This window comes from Firmicutes bacterium HGW-Firmicutes-1 (assembly GCA_002841625.1).
Lineage (GTDB): Bacteria > Bacillota > Clostridia > Lachnospirales > Vallitaleaceae > HGW-1.
In genome coordinates this window covers 81,827-101,003 of record PHAG01000014.1, presented here as the reverse complement: position 1 = coordinate 101,003, position 19,177 = coordinate 81,827, and the positions used below count along the sequence as shown (strand labels likewise).

Genomic DNA, 19,177 nt, shown 5'->3' with positions numbered 1-19,177 from the left:
GTGGATAATTTTTTAGATTATTTTGAAGAAAAATTTAATATACAAGAAATTAAGCTGAATCAATATTCGCCCCTTGTACTTGCTTATATAGGAGATGCTGTGTATGAAATGATGATTAGAACAGTAATTGTCAATGAAGGCAATATGCAGGTTAATAAAATGCATAAAATGGCTAAGGATTTAGTGAAAGCATCAGCGCAGGCAGAAATCTATTATATAGTTGAAAGTATGTTGACTGAAGAAGAGTTGAATATATTTAAACGGGGAAGAAATGCAAAATCTGCAACAAAGGCCAAAAATGCTTCTCTTATTGATTATCGTACCGCAACGGGTTTTGAAACCTTAATAGGATATTTATATTTAAAAAAGGATTTTAAGCGCATGACAGATTTAGTATCAGAAGGAGTTAAAGGATGTCAAAGCAACCAGAACGATTTGTAAAAGGTGCCATTATTTTATCCTTGGCAGGAATTGTTGCAAAATTTGTTAGTGTTTTTTATAGAATTCCGTTGGTATATCTTGTAGGAGATGAAGGGATTGGACTATATCAAACGGTTTTTCCTATTTTCTCTATTTTAATAGCCGCAGGATTTATTGGCATACCAAATGCATTATCAAAGTTAATTGCTGAAGATGTTGCTGTAGGAAATATCAAGGGAGCTAGAAAGACCTTTAAGGATACTTTGATCATTAGTATTGTTTTTGGAATTCTGATTACTTTGATTATGCTAGTTGGAGCAAAGAGTATGATTGATTCAACTGGTGAAGGATTTAAATATGTTATTTGGGGCTTTGCTATTTCACCTGTATTTGTATCTATAGCAGGTGCCATTAAAGGGTACTTCCAAGGCTTTCAAGTTATGCTTCCGACAGCGGTATCGCAAATCATTGAAAATATTTCCAAGGTAATCATTGGGATATCACTTGTATTTATACTGTTAAATAGAGGTGCTTTGTTGTCTAAGGCAGTCGGAGGAGCGGCAATAGGTACCTCGATTGGTTTTATCATTTCTGCAATTTTTATGGTAGTTATATTTAGGACTAAGCGCAGTAAATATGAAAGCCTGATAAAAGAAGATAAATCAATTGAAAATAATAGAAGTTATCTTTCACAATTAAAAAGAATTTTTGTGTTAGCTATTCCAGTTTCCATAGCAGCAGCAGTGTTTTCAGTTATGAATGCCATTGATAGCTTTACTCTTTATCCAGAACTTGCAAAAATAGGGTATAATACTAAATATGCATCAGAAGTAGTAGGACAAATGGCCAAGGCCTATAGTGTTATTAATTTTCCATTGACAATTAGTATTGCATTGTCAACGAGTATCATTCCTGCTATTTCTGAAGCAGCAGCAACGAAAAGTACACAAGAGTTAAGTTCCAAGGTTCAGCAAGGCCTTAAGCTAGCCGTAATGCTAGCCTTACCAGCAGCTATTGGATTGTTTATGTTGGCAAAACCAATTATGAGAATGCTTTACCCCACAAGTCCAGGTGGATTTATTTATTTGCAAATGTTTAGTATTTGTTTAGTTTTCATGATAGTTGGACAAACTTTAGCGGGAATATTACAAGGTATTTCTAAGCAATACATACCTATCATTGCATTAGGAATAGCAATCATAGTGAAAATTATCCTAAATAATTTGTTAATAACAACTTCTTTAAAGGGAGTTGGAGCTGCATTAGCTTCAATAGCATATTATCTAGTAATTTTAATCATTAATTATTGTGTGCTTAAGAAGCATATCTCCTTCAAACTAGACAAGTTATCGGTTTTTATAAAACCTTTGATTGCGACAATAGTAATGCTCATAACTGTATTTTGTGTATTTTCAGGGTTAGAAATCTTGTTAAGCAATGCAGGTGGAGAATTAAATGGAATTAACAATGCAATTGCAACATTGCTAACTGTTTCTGTGGGTATTATATTCTATTTTGGGGTACTCCTATTTACAAAAACTTTTACAAGAGAAGAATTAAGTTTGCTTCCTAAACATAAGAAAATTATTGGTTTCCTAGAAAGAAAAAAATTACTATAAACATAGATTTAAGAAAGAGGGATAAAAATGGAAAATTCTGAATTAATCATTGAAGGTAGAAATGCAGTAGTTGAAGCATTAAAGGCAGATCGTAGTATTGATAAATTGTTTATTATTGACTCTGAACAACAAAGTGGACCAATTAAAACGATTGTAGCAGAGGCGAGAAAAAGAGGCGTAGTAATTCGATTTGAAACAAAAGAAATGATGGATAAGATATCTAACACCAATAAGCATCAAGGAGTAATTGCCTATGTCGCTGCATATGATTATGTTGAGGTAGAAGATATTCTTCAAATAGCAAAGGATAAAGGGGAACCTCCTTTTGTTATTATTCTTGACAGCATTGAAGACCCTCACAATTTAGGCGCTATTTTAAGGACTGCGAATATTGCAGGAGTACATGGTGTAATTATTCCTAAAAGAAGAGCGGTAGGATTAACTGCAACAGTATCTAAAACCTCTGCTGGTGCTATTGAATACACTCCAGTTGCAAGAGTTACCAACATTGTAAGGACTATTGAAGACCTTAAAAAACAAGGTTTATGGATTGCATGTGCAGATATGGATGGTCAATTAATGTATAAAGTAGATTTAAAGGGACCTTTGGCTATTGTAGTTGGAGGAGAAGGGGCTGGTGTTGGTAAACTAGTAAAAGAAAAATGTGATTTGATTGCGAAAGTACCAATGAAGGGTGATATTGATTCTCTTAATGTATCAGTTGCAACCTCTATTTTGGTTTATGAGGCTCTTAGACAAAGAGATTTTCTTAGCTAGAAGGTATTCAATGTTACGAAACCTCCGCATTCCATTCGGGTAAATATGTAAACTAATTTTAGGATAGGGCTTAACAAAATCAACACTATGTAGTATACTAGATATTACTATAAATTGTATGAAAGGCGGTTGATTTTGGCAAAAGAACTATTACTCGTCGATGGATACAATATCATACATGCGTGGGACAGCCTTAGAGTAATTGTTGAGACAGATTGTTTGGAAAATGCCAGAACTAAGCTTATTGAAGAAATGTCTAACCTTCAAGGCTATTACCATAATGAGGTAATCATTGTATTTGATGCACATAAGGTTAAGCGTGGTCAAAGAAAAAATCAAAAACACCATAATGTTGAGGTTGTATATACGAAAGATGCTGAAACTGCAGATCATTATATTGAAAGAATTGCCTCTCTTAGGTCTAAGGCGACTAAAGTTAGAGTAGCAACCTCGGATGGTCTTGAACAGATTATTATTTTAGCGCAAGGAGCTACAAGAGTATCTGCCAGAGAGCTTCAAGAAGAAGTTAGAAGTATTAAAGAAAATATTAGAAAAAAATACATAGAAAACATTAGATTAAACAATAATAGGTTAGAAGGCCACTTGGACGTTGCAGTACTAGAGTGGATGGAGAAAAAAAGAAGGGAATAAATTGGAGGTGGTTTTTTGGGAGAAGTTATTGCATTTGAAGAGTTACCGTTGTATAATGATCAAGAGCTTGTTGGACTTGTTCGAGGAGGGCATGATTTTGCCTTAGATTTTTTAATGAATAAGTACAAGGTTCTTGTAGAAAGAAAAGCTAAATCCTATTATTTGATAGGAGCTAGTAAAGATGATATTATTCAAGAAGGTATGATTGGTTTATTTAAAGCGATCCGGGATTACAATCCTAACCGAGAAGCGTCTTTTTATTCTTTTGCTGATTTATGTGTAACAAGACAAATGATTTCTGCTGTAAAGGCTTCAACAAGACAAAAACATGTACCTCTTAATACTTATGTTTCACTGAATAAGCCCATTTTCGAGGAAGACAATGATAAGACTGATATGTTGGAGGTAATGCCCTCTAGTAAAATTGTTGATCCGGAAGAAGTATTTATTGGAGAAGAAAACAGACATATTATCGAAGACGAGCTTGCTAAGAGATTAAGCAAAATGGAAAATGAAATTTTGCAATTGTATGTTGATGGGATTAGTTATGTAGAGATTGCTGAGATGACTAGTAGACCGATCAAGTCGATTGATAATGCATTACAGCGCATTAAAAAGAAAGTTGAACAGATTATTAAAGACAAACAAGAATAATCATTATTCTTCCTATAAATTCGAGAAATTGGCTGGTATAACTCAGTGGTAGAGTACTACATTGGTAATGTAGAAGTCATGGGTTCAAATCCCATTATCAGCTTCTAAGGGATATGTATGCATATATGTGTAATACATATTTTTTTTTAATATAGGAAGGTTCTGCATAAAAACCGGAAATGTGGCCGGTAGAAAGAAATGTAAACTTGGTGTAGCTGATTTTGTTCTTTTCTACAGGTAAAAAATTCCTTGACCATAAACTTATTTTAACATATAATAAAATCAGTATAATAAATTTTTGAAAGGTTAAACCATGAACAAAACACTTAGATGGATTAAATTTGAATCTATAATGACATCGATTTCTCGAATGAGCACTATAGTTCTGTCCAAATTTAATAGTATATATAAAAACCATATGAGTATTTTGGTCAATACATTTTAATTAAGAGTAGCGGTATTTACTGTTTAACTTATAGATCGGAATGATATCCCAAGGCTGATAGGCTTTGGGATTTTTTGCGATTTTTTTTAGACTACGGGAAAAGTGAGGAAAATAAAAATGATTGAATGTAGTATCAATAATTTAACGAAACTGTTTGGCGCCAATAAAATATTTGAAAATATCTCTTTTGATATAAAGACAGGTGAAAGAATTGGCCTAATCGGACAGAATGGCTGCGGAAAAACAACCATTCTGAAAATAGTTATGGGAATAGAAGACTATCAAAAAGGAGATATAGCCATTCGTAAAGATGTTAAGGTAGGGTATCTCAATCAAATCCCGCTTTTTGATAAAGCAGCAACAACTAGGGAGGTAATTAATCTTGCCTTTGAAGATGTGTATAAAATCAAAAAGAATATGAAGGTTTATGAAGAACAATTCATTGAACTTCAGGGAGAAGCTTTAGAAAAAGCAATTAAGAGCTATGGTCGTTTGACAGAACAATTTGAAGCCCTAAGGGGTTATGAAATTGAAACAATGACTAGCAAAATTACGGAAGGACTTCAAATTAGTGACGTGATGAAGGAAATGCTTTTTGAACAGCTTAGCGGTGGAGAGAAAACAAGAGTCATTCTTGCGAAAATTTTATTGGAGAAGCCAGATATTTTGTTGTTAGATGAACCCTCAAATCACCTGGATTTAGTCGCAATAGAATGGCTCGAAGGTTTCTTAAAAGAATACAAGGGCTCTGTTCTTATCGTGTCACATGACCGTTATTTCTTAGATAGCGTAGTAAGTAAAATTGTAGAGCTGGAATTTGATAAAGCTGTGCTATATCTAGGTAATTACAGTTATTATGTAGTGGAAAAGGAACGAAGATTCCTACTGGAGTATAAGAAATATCAAAATCAGCAGAAGAAAATAGAAAATATGGAAAGACAAATTGAGCGTTATCGTATTTGGGGGGTGATGAGGGATAGTGATAAAATGTTTCGACGTGCTAAGGAACTTGAAAAGCGTCTTGAAAAAATAGATGTGTTAAATCGCCCGATCTTTGAAAAAAGAAAGGTTCGTTTAGGTGGAAATATGGTGAGTAGAACAGGTAAGATCGTTCTAGAAACAAAAGGTCTTAGTAAGGGCTTTGGTGATAAAAATCTTCTTCAAGATGTTGATCTAAACATCTTTTATCAAGATAGCGTATGTATTGTTGGAATAAATGGTAGTGGCAAAACAACGCTTTTGAAGTTGATACTTGGTGAGCTACAACCAGATGAGGGCAATGTAAAAATCGGTTCAAGGGTTAAAATAGGTTATTTATCACAACATGTTGTTTATGAGAATGAAGAACAAACAGTTCTTGAGTATTTTTCACGTCTACACAATTTATCCTTAGGAGAAGCACGGTCTCTACTAGCAAAGGTTTTATTTATAAAAGAAGATGTGAATAAGAAAATCAAATCTTTATCGGGTGGAGAAAAAAGTAGATTGAAGCTCTGTTCCTTGACCTTTGAAGGCGTAAATTTCATGATTCTTGATGAACCTACGAACCATTTAGATATTGATTCAAGAGAGGTTCTAGAGGAAAACCTTTTAAACTTTGAAGGAACCTTATTATTTGTATCACATGATCGTTATTTTATAAATAAGGTTGCCGATAAGATGATGGCTATTGAAAATAACAGAGTGAAAACTTATAACGGCGATTACACCTATTTTTTAGAGGAAAATCAAAAGTATCTAGGGAAGCAATTTAGTCAACTTAGTATTGGGATATCAAAAGAAGTTAAGAAACTACCAGCACAAAAGCCTCAAAATAAACTTGTAAATGTATCAGTTCAAGCCAAAAAGCTAGAACTGTTAGAAAAACAAATAGAAGAAAAAGAATTAAGAATAAAAGAGCTAGAGGAAGCCATGCTTGTTCATAATGCAGAGGCAACTACACTTAGGGAACTTTTTGAAGAAAAAGAAATAGTTGATAAAGAACTTCAAACTTATTATGGGCAATGGGAAGTATTTTATATTGGAAAACAATGGGATAAGTAAAAACAAACTTAAGCATTTGAAAACTATTGTAAATTGTTCGCAATAGGCTTATAATTAAAATGTACTATTAGTTAAAAATAGTACAAAGTTAATGATGATAGAGGTGTTCTAATTGTCTAGTAAAAGTAAAATGAAGTATAGAAAATTAATGGAAACTTCAGAGCAGTTATTTACTCAAATGGGTTATAAAGCAGTTTCAATGGATCAAATTGCTGAAGTAACGGGTATCAGCAAAATGACTATTTACAAGCATTTTGATTCGAAAGAGGAGCTATTTGTGACGATTATTCTTGATTTAATGAACAAACACTTTGAGGTAATTAACAAGCAATTACTTGAAATACCAGGGGCTCTCGAGAAAATTAATTATTTACTACAATATTCTTTAGAAGGGGCAAAGCTTTTCAGTCTTGATTTCTATAAAGACACATTGTCAATGCCACAAATTATAGACAAAATATTAATAGAAAAAAATAAAAAAAACAAAGAAATATTTGAGCACATAATTATTGAAGGTATGGAAAAAGGAGAGATTAGAGGCAACGATTCAGAATTTATTGCTGATACTTTGATTACAATGCTTGAAGTAATTGGAAGAAAATATTTTGTTAATATTGAAACGAATGAAGATTTAGAGAAAATGACAAAAAATTTATTTGATTTTTTAAAATATGGTCTACTAGGTAGTACGGAGGTGAATCGAAATGGATAGTAAAGAACTGCTAATGAAAGTTGAAAATATTAGTAAAATCTACCAAATGGGAGAAGTTACTGTAGCTGCTTTAAATCAAGTATCTTTAGATTTATATCAAGGCGAATTTGTAGTTATTTTAGGTCCAAGTGGCTCTGGTAAAAGTACCCTTTTGAACATTTTAGGAGGTATGGATTTGCCTACTGATGGGAAGGTCATTATGGAAGATGAGGATATCACTGATTATAACGACAAAAAGCTAACAGTATATCGCCGAGAAAAAATAGGCTTTGTATTTCAGTTTTATAATCTGATGTCCAATTTAACAGCGCTTGAGAATGTTGAACTTGCGACAGAAATATGCAAGGATGCATTAGATATTCAGGAAGTTTTAGAGGCAGTAGGCCTTGGAGATAGAATGGATCATTTTCCAGCGCAAATGAGCGGTGGTGAACAACAGAGAGTTTCTATTGCAAGAGCTGTTGCAAAGAACCCGTCCTTACTGCTCTGTGATGAACCTACGGGTGCGTTAGATTTTAATACCGGAATAAAAATACTAGCACTACTTAAAAAGATTAATAAAGAATATAAAAAAACGGTTGTAATTATTACACATAATATGCCAATAGGAGCAATGGCGGATCGTGTGATTAAAATGAGAAGTGGAGAAATTGTTGAAACAAAAGTAAATGATAATCCGATACCTCCAGAAGGGATTGAATGGTGATGAAGAAACTAGATGTAAGATTATTACGACTAATCAAGCACTCTAAAGGGCAGTTTTTTTCAATATCCATCATGGTGATTATAGCCTTAACTATTTATGTATCTTTTAATATGGTGTCAGATAATTTGTACAATTCCATTTACCACTATTATGAAGTGACAAATTTTGGTGACATTTTTATTGAGGTTGTACGTGTGCCTAAGACGGCAATTGATCATCTATATACGATAGAGGGTATTGAATCAGTACAAGGAAGAATAAGTGCTGATGTTCCGTTAAGAGTGGAAGATCCAAAAGAAAAAGTTAGAGTACGTATTGTATCCATGCCCAATGAAGAAAAAAAGATTAATAATTTATATATAGCTGAGGGAAAGGAACTACAAAACAACGCTAAGAAAGCTGCTGTTTTACAACAATTTTCCGATGCAAGAGGTATTAAGGTAGGAGACAAGGTACGTCCCTATATTTCTGGACGAGAATATCCTTTAGATGTAATCAGTATCGTGGGTAGCCCAGAGTATATTTATTTAATGGAAAATGAACAAACCTTGTTACCAGCGCCAGAACAATTTGGAATTCTTTACGTTACTGAAGATTTTGCTCAAACTACATTAGGATATCAGGGCAGCTACAATGAAATCATGATTAAAATAAATCCAGAATATGCCAAACGTGTGGATGGCATTGTTGATGAGATTGAGGATCAATTAGACCGATATGGTGTAAAGCGTATCGTGAAGCGAGAAAATCAATTAAGTCACAGTATGATGATGCAAGAGGTAGCGCAATTAGAAACTATGGCTACATCTATTACGTTGCTGTTTCTTATTGTTGCTGCAATTATTATTAACATAATGCTTTCAAGAATAGTGAAAAACGATAGAATGTCAATTGGGGTGATGAAAGCACTTGGTTATAACAATTTAAGCATTCTTATGCATTATACTAAGTTTTCACTTGTGATTGGGCTACTTGGATCAATGATAGGAATGGTATTAAGCATACCGATGTCAGCAGCCTTTACGAATCTATATATTATGTATATGAATATCCCAATGTTTGAAATGGCACTATATGAAAAATACTTTGTGTATGGAATTTTATTGACTAGTGTGTTTTGTATAGCTTCTGGATTAATTGGAGCAAGAAGTGTTCTTAAGATTTTGCCAGCAAGTGCAATGCAACCAGAGGCACCTAAGGTTGGGCATAGAATATGGTTGGAGAAAATCAAATTTATCTGGAACAGAATTTCTTTTAGCTGGAAAATGGTAATTAGAAACATTCTCAGGAAAAAAAAGAGGGCTATTTTTTTAATTCTTGGTATTGCATTAACTTATTCAATCACAATGGTACCTATATTCATGTCAACAGTTTGGACGAATATTTTTTTGCTCCAGTACGGTGAGTATCAGACTATGGGTTATAATATTGATTTTAGTGGACCAATGGATGATTCGGTAATCAGAGAAGTGAGACAATTGATTGATGTAGATACCATCGAACCTAAAACAGAGATACCTTTTGAGCTTGTCAATGGTTGGAAAAAGAAAGCAGTTAGTATCATTGCTTTACCTGAGAATACAAACTTTTACCACTTTGAAAACATGTCTGGAGAAAAAATATTTTTGCCAAGAGATGGGGTTTTATTAGCAGATAGACTTGCTACAACCCTTGGAGTTGAGGTTGGTGATGATATTCTTATGAAGAGCTTTTTACCAAATGGAGAGGATACATACATAAATGTAAAAGGTATAGTTAAGCAGTATTTAGGTACGAATGCCTATATGACAATTGATACAATGAATACACATATTGGCGAAAAGGGCTTAATAACAGGAGTGTTGCTTGATTCAGAGGATGAGGTAGTAACTAAGCTTAAAGATGTGAAGAACATTAAGCAGGTACAATCCATTGAAGATATGAAAAACAGTTTTCTGGAATTTATGGATACCATGATCTATTCCGTAGGTGTAATGATGATATTTGGTGGTATACTTGGATTTGCAATCGTGTACAATGTTAATGTTATAAGCATTAGTGAAAGAGTGATGGAATTTTCTTCACTAAGAGTTTTGGGTTTTGATAAGAAAGAAATTTATAAAATGGTTAGTAGGGAAAATGGTTTAATGGCTTTCTTTGGCATATTGATTGGAATGCCTTTAGGCTATAGCATGTGTAAGGGAATGATATCCTCTTTGGCTATGGAAATGGTAACCATTCCACTTATCATTGAAAATAGTAGTTATGTTGTAACTGCAATCGCAACCTTATCTTTTGTAGTAATAGCACAGCTTGCTACAATAAGAAAGATTTATCGATTGAACTTTTTAGATGCTTTGAAAAATAGAATATCTTAATTGAAGGATGTGAAAAATCATGAAAAGGCTTAAAAAGACTGAAAAAATGAAAAGCATGGAAAAAATGGAAAACAAGGATAAGAAAAGTTTGGATAATATGAAAAAAACAAAACCAATAAAGAAAATGAAAAGTATGAAAAAAATCATCGGTATCATTTGCATAATAACTGTACTAGGGATCATTGGTTATTTTGCGCAATCCAAAAATTCCGCTCTTGAGGTAGAGGCTTATGAGGTTTATGAAGGTAGTATAGAAAAGTACGTTGAAGAACTAGGCACAGTAATGGTTAGACAACAGGAGACAGTATATGCAAATTTATCTGGAAAGGTAATGGAGGTTTTCATTGAAGTTGGAGATGAAGTAAAAAAAGGTGAAGTATTGGTTAGATTAGATAGTGAAGATCAGGAAAGAGATATTCGCATTTTAGAAGCACAGAAAACTGCGGTTAGAGCAGAGTACAGAGATGCACTTAAACCAGTTGATGAAACACAAATTAAAAAATTAGAACTAGTACTTTCAGATCTGGAAAAAAAGCTTGAGGAGTCAAATCGAGTTTTAAATAGTCAAAAGGAATTATTAGATGAAGGAATCATTAGTGCTCAAGCTTATCAAGATCTCTTGCTTAAATTTGAATCAGAACAAACAGAAATCGAAAAGGTTAAATTGGATTTGGAATTATCTAGAAAGCCAATATCTTCTAATATTTCAAACCGATTCGAAGCACAACTACTACAGTTGGATCTTCAAATTGAAGCCTTAAAGAGCAATGAAGGTGATTTTGCTTTTACCGCACCTTTCGATGGTACAATATTTTCTAAAAACATAAGTATCGGCAGCTTTGTCCAACCAGGCACAGCGATTATTGAAATGGGATATTTAGGAGAATTATATATTGAAAGTGATGTATTGATAGAAGATATTGGTAGCATTTCCGAAGGTTCACCGGTAAAAATTGAGAACAGTGATTTAGGTATTTTAGATGTAAAAGGAACAGTAATAAAAATATATCCACAAGCCTTCAGTAAAATATCAGACTTAGGCGTTGAACAAAAAAGAATTAAAGCAGAAATCAAAATTGAAGATAAGTTACAGAGCTTAAGACCAGGTTATGATTTGGATGTTAAGATAATAATAGATAAGAAAGAAAAGGCTCTATTAATACCTGAAAATGCTATGTTCCAAATTGAAGGAAAAGACCATGTTTTTGTAATTGAAAAAGGAGTAGCGGCACTCAGAGCAGTGGAGAAGGGTGTTGAAAGTGAAAGGCAAGTTGAAATTATAAGTGGTCTTATGATAGGAGAAAAGGTCATTCTATCACCAGATGAAAAGCTAGAAGAAGGTGGAATCGTTAAAGAGTCAAATTTTGACAAATAGCCTTATAGATGGTAAAATAAAACTTATAATTTTAGTTTCGTTATTTTACTTACTGGGGAGGTATACGTATTATGGATAAACTAAAGAAACGTAAATGTTTATTTTGTGGAAGCAATCGATTAGAGAAGGGAAGGCCAACTAAAAATGTGGTTTTACTTGTGAAAGAACTGGAATTAAAAAAACCATCAGATTTCTATACATCAAATTATATATGTTTAGACTGTGGTTATATACATAAGTTTGCGGATGTGAAAGCATATGAACATTATAAAGCAGATATTCAATAGAGCCTTTTAGGCTCTTTCTCTTAATAACAATTTAGAACATTCAAAAACCTTTGAAACATAAGGTGAAATGTGCTATTATAATATGACGAAACGGAAGTATAGTGCATAAAGTATTGACAATTTTTATATGATAAGACCAAAGGACATCTGGGGAATTATAAAGAAGTGATGATTTTTAGAGAGCAATGAATCATATTTCATAAATAGTGATATTTAAGGAGCGAATTAGAATGGCAATTGAGCAATCCGAAGAAAAGGTTTCAAAGAATTTCATTGAAAATTTTATTGATCAAGATTTAAAGGATGGTATATATTCAAAGGTTCATACAAGATTTCCTCCTGAACCTAATGGATATATGCATATAGGACATGCTAAAGCTATTTGTATAGATTTTGGAACAGCAGAAAAATACAATGGTTTATGTAATTTAAGGTTTGACGATACAAATCCAACGAAAGAAGACATTGAATATGTTGAGTCTATTATGGAGGATGTTAAGTGGTTAGGCTTTGATTGGGAAGACAGACTGTATTATGCTTCTAGCTATTTTGCAAAGCTTTATGAATGTGCTGTCGAGCTCATTAAGAAGAGTAAGGCATATATTTGTGATTTATCAGCAGAGGAAATAAGAAATTATAGAGGTACATTGACTGAATCTGGACAAGAAAGTCCTTATAGAACCCGTTCTATTGAGGAAAATTTAGATTTATTTGAGAGAATGAAGACTGGTGAATTTGAAGATGGAACAAGAGTTCTTAGGCTTAAAATTGACATGACCTCTCCAAATATCAATATGAGAGATCCAGTTATTTATAGAATAGCTCATGTAACACATCATACAACTGGTGATGAGTGGTGTATCTATCCAATGTACGATTATGCACATCCAATTGAGGATGCAATTGAAAACATAACACATTCCTTATGTTCTTTAGAATTTGAAGATCATAGGCCTTTATATAATTGGATACTAGAGCAATTAGAATGGCCTAATCCTCCAAGGCAAATAGAATTTGCACGTTTAGAACTTACGAATACTGTAACAAGTAAAAGAAAGCTTAGAGCTTTGGTAGAAGAAGGCTTGGTAGATGGCTGGGATGATCCAAGAATGCCAACTATATCTGGGCTTAGAAGAAAAGGATATACACCAGAATCTATTCGAAATTTTTGTGATTTAATTGGTATTGCGAAGAGTAAAAGTACTGTAGATGTTGCAATGCTAGAATATTGTGTAAGAGAAGACCTCAAGCTAAAAGCAAAGCGTATGATGGCGGTATTAGATCCGCTTAAGGTAGTGATTACGAATTATCCTGAAGGCGAAGTTGAATGGCTAGATGTTGAAAATAATCAGGATAATGAAGCATTAGGCAATCATAAGGTGCCATTTACGAGAGAAATTTATATTGAACGTGATGATTTTATGGAGAATCCTCCAAAAAAATATTTCAGGTTGTTTCCAGGTAATGAGGTAAGATTGAAACATGCCTACTTTATTAAATGTGAAGAAGTCATTAAAGATAACAATGGTGAAATAATAGAGTTAAGATGTACTTATGATCAAAAGACAAAAAGTGGCACTGGTTTTTCCGAAAGAAAAGTAAAGGGAACTCTTCATTGGGTAAGTGCTTCAGAATCAATACAAGTTGAGGTGAGATTATACGATCATTTATTTGTTGAGGTGGAAGCACAACCTGAAGAATTCATTATTAATGAAAAATCCTTGCACATCATTAGCAATTGTTTTGCTGAAGCAGCATTAAAAGAGGCTGTAATTGGAGAACGTTTTCAGTTTTTAAGACATGGCTATTTTGCTGTTGATTCAAAAGAAACGAGTGAAAACCATATCGTTTTTAATAGAATCGTTTCACTTAAGAATTCTTATAAAACAGACTAAGTATGCAAAAGAGGTGATAATATTGGCAGATATATTTTCTGATTTAGCAAATCTTGGCCTTGGAAGTACAGAAAAGTTTCAAGTATTTGAAGCGGAAAAGAAACTTCAAGAACCTCAAATTATTCAGAAAGAAAAAAAATTTGAAATAGAAAGCATTCTCTATTTTGCTAAGATTAAGTGCCCTGTATGCGGTAGTGAAGTGTTGTTTAGAACAATTAAATCAGGAAAAATAAGATTAGTTAAAACAGATTTAGACTTACGACCAATATACGATGTGGTTGATCCGTCTTTGTATGAAGTTGCTGTTTGCAATACTTGTGGGTATGCAGCACTTAAGAAAAGATTCTTATCAATTACTCCAAAAAATATAGAATTAATTAAGACAAATATATCTCATCAATTTGTTGGCCGAGATTATCCGGATGTTTACAACTATGAAATAGCAATAGAAAGATATAAGCTAGCATTATTAGACGCTATAGTAATAGAGGTTAGTGATTGTGAGAAGGCTTTTCTTTGCCTAAAGATAGCTTGGTTATATAGAGGTTATTTAGAACAAGAAAAAAATTGTGATGCTAAAAAAATTGAAGAATATCAACTTAGTGAAAAGACATTTCTTGAACATGCCTTAGAAGGTTTTAAAATAGCTCATCATCAGGAGAAATTTCCAACAATGGGACTTGATGAACTTACAGTTAAGTTTTTAATAGGTGAGTTATCAAGAAGAGTTGGACTATATGAGGATGCACTTAAGTGGATATCAGAAGTAATGGTTTCAAAATCAGCAAGTAGAAGATTAAAGGATAGAGCTTTAGAGTCAAAGCTATTAATCAAGCAAGCAAAAGGTGCCAACTAAGGCACTTTTTTTATCCAGTAGGAAAGTTCTACTTTCCACGAAGCATAGAACAAAGCGTTGGATAGCATAAATTATTATGTAACGCGCTGACAAGCGCTTTGTTCTTAAACAGGTAAGAAACGAATTAGTTATAAAAAAGGAATGTTAGTGAAACAATTAGCTTACAATAGAGAGAGGTGAAGATTAGGTGAACGTAGTATTAACGCTTAACGATTTTTGCATTGAACAAATACTTGAATGCGGTCAGTGTTTTAGATTTTATAAACTAGCAGAAAAAGAATATATTATAATTGCGAAAAATAAGCTATTACGTGTTAAACAGGAAGAAGATCAAATCACCTTTCATTGCTCGGAAGATGACTTTAATAGTAATTGGAAGAATTATTTTGACCTAGAAAGAGATTATAGCGCTATTAAAAACCTGTTAGCCCAGAAGGATGCCTTCTTAAAGGCTGCTGTAACAGAGAAACATGGCATAAGACTACTCAAACAAGACCCTTGGGAAATGCTTATTTCATTTATCTTGTCTCAAACAAAGCAAATTCCACATATTAAAAAGCTAATCGAAGCCTTATCAATAAAGTATGGAAATTATATGGGAGAATACCTAGGGGTTAAGTATTATACCTTTCCTACTCCGAGCCAACTTAAGGACGCAACAGAAGAAGAACTCAAGGATTTAAAGACAGGATTTAGAGCGACCTATATCATGGATGCAGTTCGACATATTACAGAAGGTACTATAGTACTTGAAAAATTGGAAGCTCTACCCTATGAAGAAGCAAAAACGATTCTCAAGTCAATTAAAGGCGTAGGGGACAAAATTGCAGATTGTGTATTGTTATTTGGGTATTGCAGATACGAAGTTTTTCCAACAGATGTATGGGTTAAAAGAATCGTGGAATACTATTATTTCCAGGAAACAATAAAAATGGATAAAATTCAAGAATTTGCTAAAAACTATTTTGGTGAATTTGCAGGTTTTGCACAGCAATATTTATTTTATCATGCGAGAGACAATAAAATAGGAAAATGAAGAAAAATTAAGCATGAGTGAGATAAATGGAGATAAATGGATATAATTAGTTGTAATAGCTATTGAATAGGTTTGCATATTGCAAACGAATTTAATAAGATATACCTTGAGTTAGCACTCGGCACAAGAGAGTGCTAACAACAGGAAAACATAACCAATAATAAGGAGGTTGACTTATGAAATTAGTACCATTATTAGACAGAGTTGTACTTAAACAACTTGAAGCTGAAGAAACAACAAAATCAGGTATTGTAATACCAAACCAAGCGAAAGAAAAACCTCAACAAGCAGAAGTAATTGCTGTGGGTCCAGGTGGCATGGTTGAGGGTAAAGAAATTACTATGCAAGTAAAAACTGGTGACAAAGTAATTTATTCAAAATATGCTGGTACAGAAGTAAAACTAGAAGGCGATGACTTTATAATTGTTAAGCAAGGTGACATTCTTGCAATTGTTGAATAATAAAGATTTTTTATGGAGGTAAAACAAGATGGCGAAAAATATTAAATTTGGTGCTGAAGCAAGAGCTGCTTTAGAATCAGGTGTTAATCAATTAGCAGACGCAGTAAAAGTAACGTTAGGCCCAAAAGGTAGAAATGTTGTTTTAGATAAAAAGTTTGGTACACCACTGATTACAAATGACGGTGTAACAATTGCAAAAGAAATTGAATTAGCAGATGCATTTGAAAACATGGGTGCTCAATTGGTGAAAGAAGTTGCTACAAAAACAAATGATGTTGCAGGTGATGGAACAACGACTGCTACAGTTCTTGCTCAAGCTATGATTCATGAAGGCATGAAAAACATTGCAGCTGGTGCAAATCCAATTATTGTTAGAAAAGGCATGAAAGCTGCAACACAATTGGCTGTTGAAACAGTACTTAGTATGAGCCAAAAGATAAATGGAAAAGATCAAATAGCAAAGGTTGCAGCGATTTCAGCTGGCGACGACGAAGTAGGACAATTGATTGCAGATGCTATGGAAAAGGTATCAAACGATGGTGTTATTACCATTGAAGAATCAAAAACTATGGAAACTGAACTAGAGTTGGTTGAAGGTATGCAATTTGATAGAGGATATTTATCAGCTTATATGGCAACTGATATGGATAAGATGGAAGCTGTTTTAGATAATCCATATATTTTAATCACTGACAAAAAGATAAGCAATATTCAAGAGATCCTTCCTGTTTTAGAACAAATCGTTCAAACAGGTGCAAAGCTATTAATTATTGCTGAAGAAGTAGAAGGAGAAGCACTTGCTACTCTTGTAGTGAATAAATTAAGAGGCACATTTAATTGCGTAGCAGTAAAAGCACCAGGCTTTGGCGATAGAAGAAAAGCAATGCTTCAAGATATTGCGGTTTTAACTGGCGGTACAGTAATCTCAGAAGAAGTTGGTCTTGAATTAAAAGAAACTACTTTAGATTTACTTGGTCAAGCAAAAACTGTAAAAATTCAAAAAGAGCATACGATTATTGTTGACGGCGCAGGCGATAAAGCAGAGATTGCGGCAAGAATAAATCAAATCAAAGTTCAAGTAGAAGAAACTAGTTCAGATTTTGATAAAGAAAAATTACAAGAAAGACTTGCGAAATTAGCAGGTGGAGTAGCAGTTATTAAGGTTGGAGCAGCTACAGAAACTGAAATGCAAGAAAAGAAACTTCATATGGAAGATGCATTAGCGGCTACAAGAGCTGCGGTTGAAGAAGGTATCATTCCAGGTGGTGGAACAGCATATATTCATGCTACAAAGAAAATCAAAGATTTAATAGCAACCTTAGAGGGAGACGAGAAAACTGGTGCAATCATCATTTTAAAAGCATTAGAATCACCACTTCGTCAAATTGTTACAAATGCTGGATTAGAAGCATCCGTTGTTGTTAATAAAGTAAAAGAATCAGAGATAGGTTTTGGATTTGATGCATTAACAGAAACCTATGTGGATATGGTAAAAGTAGGTATTATTGATCCTACAAAAGTAGCAAGAAGCGCGCTTCAAAATGCCACTTCAGTTGCATCAACATTACTTACTACAGAAGCAATTGTAGCTGATGATCCTGAGTCTGACAAGGGTATGGGACAAATGGGTGGAGCACCTGGCATGGGAATGATGTAAATATATATTCCTTAAATATTATTTGATTACCATAAATAAAATGAGACGTAGCAAAATATTGCCAACGTCTTATTTTATTTAATTTTATTCTCTTGTAACGACATTGTCTTTCAGATATAATATAATAAGAAAACTATTTGAAAGGATGTATGGTTATGAGAAGAATCCATGTGGAAAAGCTTAAAGAAGGTATGGTTATTTCAAAACCAATTTATTCAAGTAGTGGTATTATACTACTGAGTGAAGGCGTAGAGCTATCAGATCGGTATATAGAAAAAATAATAGGTACTGGTCTTCAACACATATATATTAAAGATGAGCTATCAAAAGGCATTCTTGATGACGAACTTATAAAAGAGGAAACAAAGATAGCAACAAAGAAAGTGCTTCAAGATAGTTTGAAAAAAATCAAAGCTGGATACTTCACCTCAAGTGATGGGATTATTAAGCAGGTTGAAAGTATGATCAAAGAAATAGTAGCTAATCCAAGAGTTATGGTTAGTATGCAAGAAATTCGCAACAAAAGTGACTACTCTCTATTGCATGCTATAAATGTAACCGTTATTTCTTGCTTATTAGGAAAGAAAATGAAATACAACGATACACAACTTAAGCATTTAGCTTTAGGTGCACTTTTCCATGATTTAGGTAAGGTTAATATTAAAATGGATTGTACACGTTATAGAGAAGATTACATAGATCAAGAATTTGCTATATATAAGCAACATCCAGATGAAGGCTTTGAAATGATACAAGAGATACCTGACGCCTCTTTATTATCTGCTAATGTTGCAAGAATGCATCATGAGATGTTTGATGGGACAGGCTTTCCATTAGGTTTGAAGGGTGATGCTATACATGAATTTGCACGTATCGTAGCGATAGCAAATGAATATGACAACTTGCTGTACAACTTACCTTTTGGTACAACAATGAAGCATTATGAAATCATTGAAGTTATTATAGCTAAATCGTTTACTTGCTTTGACCCACAAATTGTAAGAGTCTTTACAAACTCCATCTCACCATATCCATTAGGAAGTGGAGTAATACTTAGCAATAATCAAATAGGTATTGTTTCAAAGATAAATGAGAATTTTCCTACTAGACCATTTATTAGGATATTAGATCCTGATAGTATGCAAATAATCGAAGAAATAGATTTATCAGTCTTACCGTCTATTCTTATACTAGATGAAAAAGATATTGACAAATAATGAAATTTT

General features: G+C 33.3%; 17 protein-coding genes and 1 tRNA gene. All 18 read left to right on the top strand.

What is annotated here, in order from left to right:
• The 18 genes from CVU84_15890 to CVU84_15805 all read left to right on the top strand — a co-directional run bounded on the left by CVU84_15890 (position 1) and on the right by CVU84_15805 (position 19,168).
• Complete coding sequence (locus CVU84_15890; GenBank protein ID PKM93463.1) at positions 1-441, top strand: ribonuclease III; 441 nt, start codon at positions 1-3, stop codon at positions 439-441.
• Entirely contained in the window at positions 414-2,039 is a 1,626-nt protein-coding gene (locus tag CVU84_15885) for a hypothetical protein (protein ID PKM93462.1), read from the top strand. The genes CVU84_15890 and CVU84_15885 overlap by 28 nt, the downstream gene beginning before the upstream one ends.
• Positions 2,040-2,066: 27 nt before the next feature.
• Positions 2,067-2,816 carry a 23S rRNA (guanosine(2251)-2'-O)-methyltransferase RlmB gene (locus CVU84_15880; protein PKM93461.1) on the top strand — a complete coding sequence of 250 codons (750 nt, stop codon included), beginning with the start codon at positions 2,067-2,069 and terminating at the stop codon, positions 2,814-2,816.
• A gap of 129 nt (positions 2,817-2,945) precedes the next feature.
• A complete protein-coding gene (locus CVU84_15875; protein ID PKM93460.1) occupies positions 2,946-3,467 on the top strand; it encodes an RNA-binding protein in 522 nt (173 codons plus the stop codon).
• Between the two features lie 15 nt (positions 3,468-3,482).
• The gene (locus tag CVU84_15870; GenBank protein PKM93459.1) at positions 3,483-4,121 is read left to right on the top strand and encodes an RNA polymerase sporulation sigma factor SigH; all 639 of its coding nucleotides are present in this window, start codon (positions 3,483-3,485) and stop codon (positions 4,119-4,121) included.
• Between the two features lie 31 nt (positions 4,122-4,152).
• Positions 4,153-4,224: transfer RNA gene (locus CVU84_15865), tRNA-Thr, on the top strand.
• Positions 4,225-4,683: 459 nt separating this feature from the next.
• Complete coding sequence (locus CVU84_15860; protein PKM93458.1) at positions 4,684-6,609, top strand: ABC transporter ATP-binding protein; 1,926 nt, start codon at positions 4,684-4,686, stop codon at positions 6,607-6,609.
• Between the two features lie 112 nt (positions 6,610-6,721).
• Positions 6,722-7,321, top strand: coding sequence for a TetR/AcrR family transcriptional regulator (locus CVU84_15855; GenBank protein PKM93457.1), 600 nt, complete (start codon positions 6,722-6,724; stop codon positions 7,319-7,321).
• A complete protein-coding gene (locus CVU84_15850) occupies positions 7,314-8,027 on the top strand; it encodes a macrolide ABC transporter ATP-binding protein (GenBank protein PKM93456.1) in 714 nt (237 codons plus the stop codon). The genes CVU84_15855 and CVU84_15850 overlap by 8 nt, the downstream gene beginning before the upstream one ends.
• The gene (locus CVU84_15845; protein PKM93485.1) at positions 8,027-10,384 is read left to right on the top strand and encodes a peptide ABC transporter permease; all 2,358 of its coding nucleotides are present in this window, start codon (positions 8,027-8,029) and stop codon (positions 10,382-10,384) included. The genes CVU84_15850 and CVU84_15845 overlap by 1 nt, the downstream gene beginning before the upstream one ends.
• Positions 10,385-10,517: 133 nt before the next feature.
• Positions 10,518-11,759, top strand: coding sequence for an efflux transporter periplasmic adaptor subunit (locus CVU84_15840; protein PKM93484.1), 1,242 nt, complete (start codon positions 10,518-10,520; stop codon positions 11,757-11,759).
• Between the two features lie 71 nt (positions 11,760-11,830).
• Positions 11,831-12,046 (top strand): hypothetical protein, encoded by a 216-nt coding sequence (locus tag CVU84_15835; GenBank protein ID PKM93455.1) that lies wholly within the window; start codon positions 11,831-11,833, stop codon positions 12,044-12,046.
• Between the two features lie 230 nt (positions 12,047-12,276).
• The gene (locus tag CVU84_15830) at positions 12,277-13,941 is read left to right on the top strand and encodes a glutamine--tRNA ligase (GenBank protein PKM93454.1); all 1,665 of its coding nucleotides are present in this window, start codon (positions 12,277-12,279) and stop codon (positions 13,939-13,941) included.
• Positions 13,847-14,797 carry a DUF2225 domain-containing protein gene (locus tag CVU84_15825; GenBank protein ID PKM93453.1) on the top strand — a complete coding sequence of 317 codons (951 nt, stop codon included), beginning with the start codon at positions 13,847-13,849 and terminating at the stop codon, positions 14,795-14,797. Before CVU84_15830 ends, CVU84_15825 begins: the two co-directional genes overlap by 95 nt.
• A 187-nt stretch (positions 14,798-14,984) precedes the next feature.
• Positions 14,985-15,833, top strand: a complete 849-nt coding sequence (locus tag CVU84_15820; protein PKM93452.1) for an N-glycosylase — start codon at positions 14,985-14,987, stop codon at positions 15,831-15,833.
• 176 nt (positions 15,834-16,009) lie between these two features.
• A complete protein-coding gene (locus CVU84_15815) occupies positions 16,010-16,294 on the top strand; it encodes a co-chaperone GroES (protein PKM93451.1) in 285 nt (94 codons plus the stop codon).
• Positions 16,295-16,322: 28 nt separating this feature from the next.
• The gene (gene groL / locus CVU84_15810) at positions 16,323-17,951 is read left to right on the top strand and encodes a chaperonin GroEL (GenBank protein PKM93450.1); all 1,629 of its coding nucleotides are present in this window, start codon (positions 16,323-16,325) and stop codon (positions 17,949-17,951) included.
• A gap of 149 nt (positions 17,952-18,100) precedes the next feature.
• On the top strand, positions 18,101-19,168 hold the full coding sequence (locus CVU84_15805) for a hypothetical protein (GenBank protein PKM93449.1): 1,068 nt from the start codon (positions 18,101-18,103) through the stop codon (positions 19,166-19,168).
• Positions 19,169-19,177 lie beyond the last annotated feature (9 nt).

Coding starts and splice junctions, on each gene's coding strand:
- CVU84_15885 (PKM93462.1), top strand. CDS start 414: ATGTCAAAGCAACCAGAACGATTTGTAAAAGGTGCCATTATTTTATCC.
- CVU84_15880 (PKM93461.1), top strand. CDS start 2,067: ATGGAAAATTCTGAATTAATCATTGAAGGTAGAAATGCAGTAGTTGAA.
- CVU84_15860 (PKM93458.1), top strand. CDS start 4,684: ATGATTGAATGTAGTATCAATAATTTAACGAAACTGTTTGGCGCCAAT.
- CVU84_15850 (PKM93456.1), top strand. CDS start 7,314: ATGGATAGTAAAGAACTGCTAATGAAAGTTGAAAATATTAGTAAAATC.
- CVU84_15845 (PKM93485.1), top strand. CDS start 8,027: ATGAAGAAACTAGATGTAAGATTATTACGACTAATCAAGCACTCTAAA.
- CVU84_15840 (PKM93484.1), top strand. CDS start 10,518: ATGAAAAAAATCATCGGTATCATTTGCATAATAACTGTACTAGGGATC.
- CVU84_15835 (PKM93455.1), top strand. CDS start 11,831: ATGGATAAACTAAAGAAACGTAAATGTTTATTTTGTGGAAGCAATCGA.
- CVU84_15830 (PKM93454.1), top strand. CDS start 12,277: ATGGCAATTGAGCAATCCGAAGAAAAGGTTTCAAAGAATTTCATTGAA.
- CVU84_15825 (PKM93453.1), top strand. CDS start 13,847: ATGGCTATTTTGCTGTTGATTCAAAAGAAACGAGTGAAAACCATATCG.
- CVU84_15815 (PKM93451.1), top strand. CDS start 16,010: ATGAAATTAGTACCATTATTAGACAGAGTTGTACTTAAACAACTTGAA.
- groL (PKM93450.1), top strand. CDS start 16,323: ATGGCGAAAAATATTAAATTTGGTGCTGAAGCAAGAGCTGCTTTAGAA.
- CVU84_15805 (PKM93449.1), top strand. CDS start 18,101: ATGGTTATGAGAAGAATCCATGTGGAAAAGCTTAAAGAAGGTATGGTT.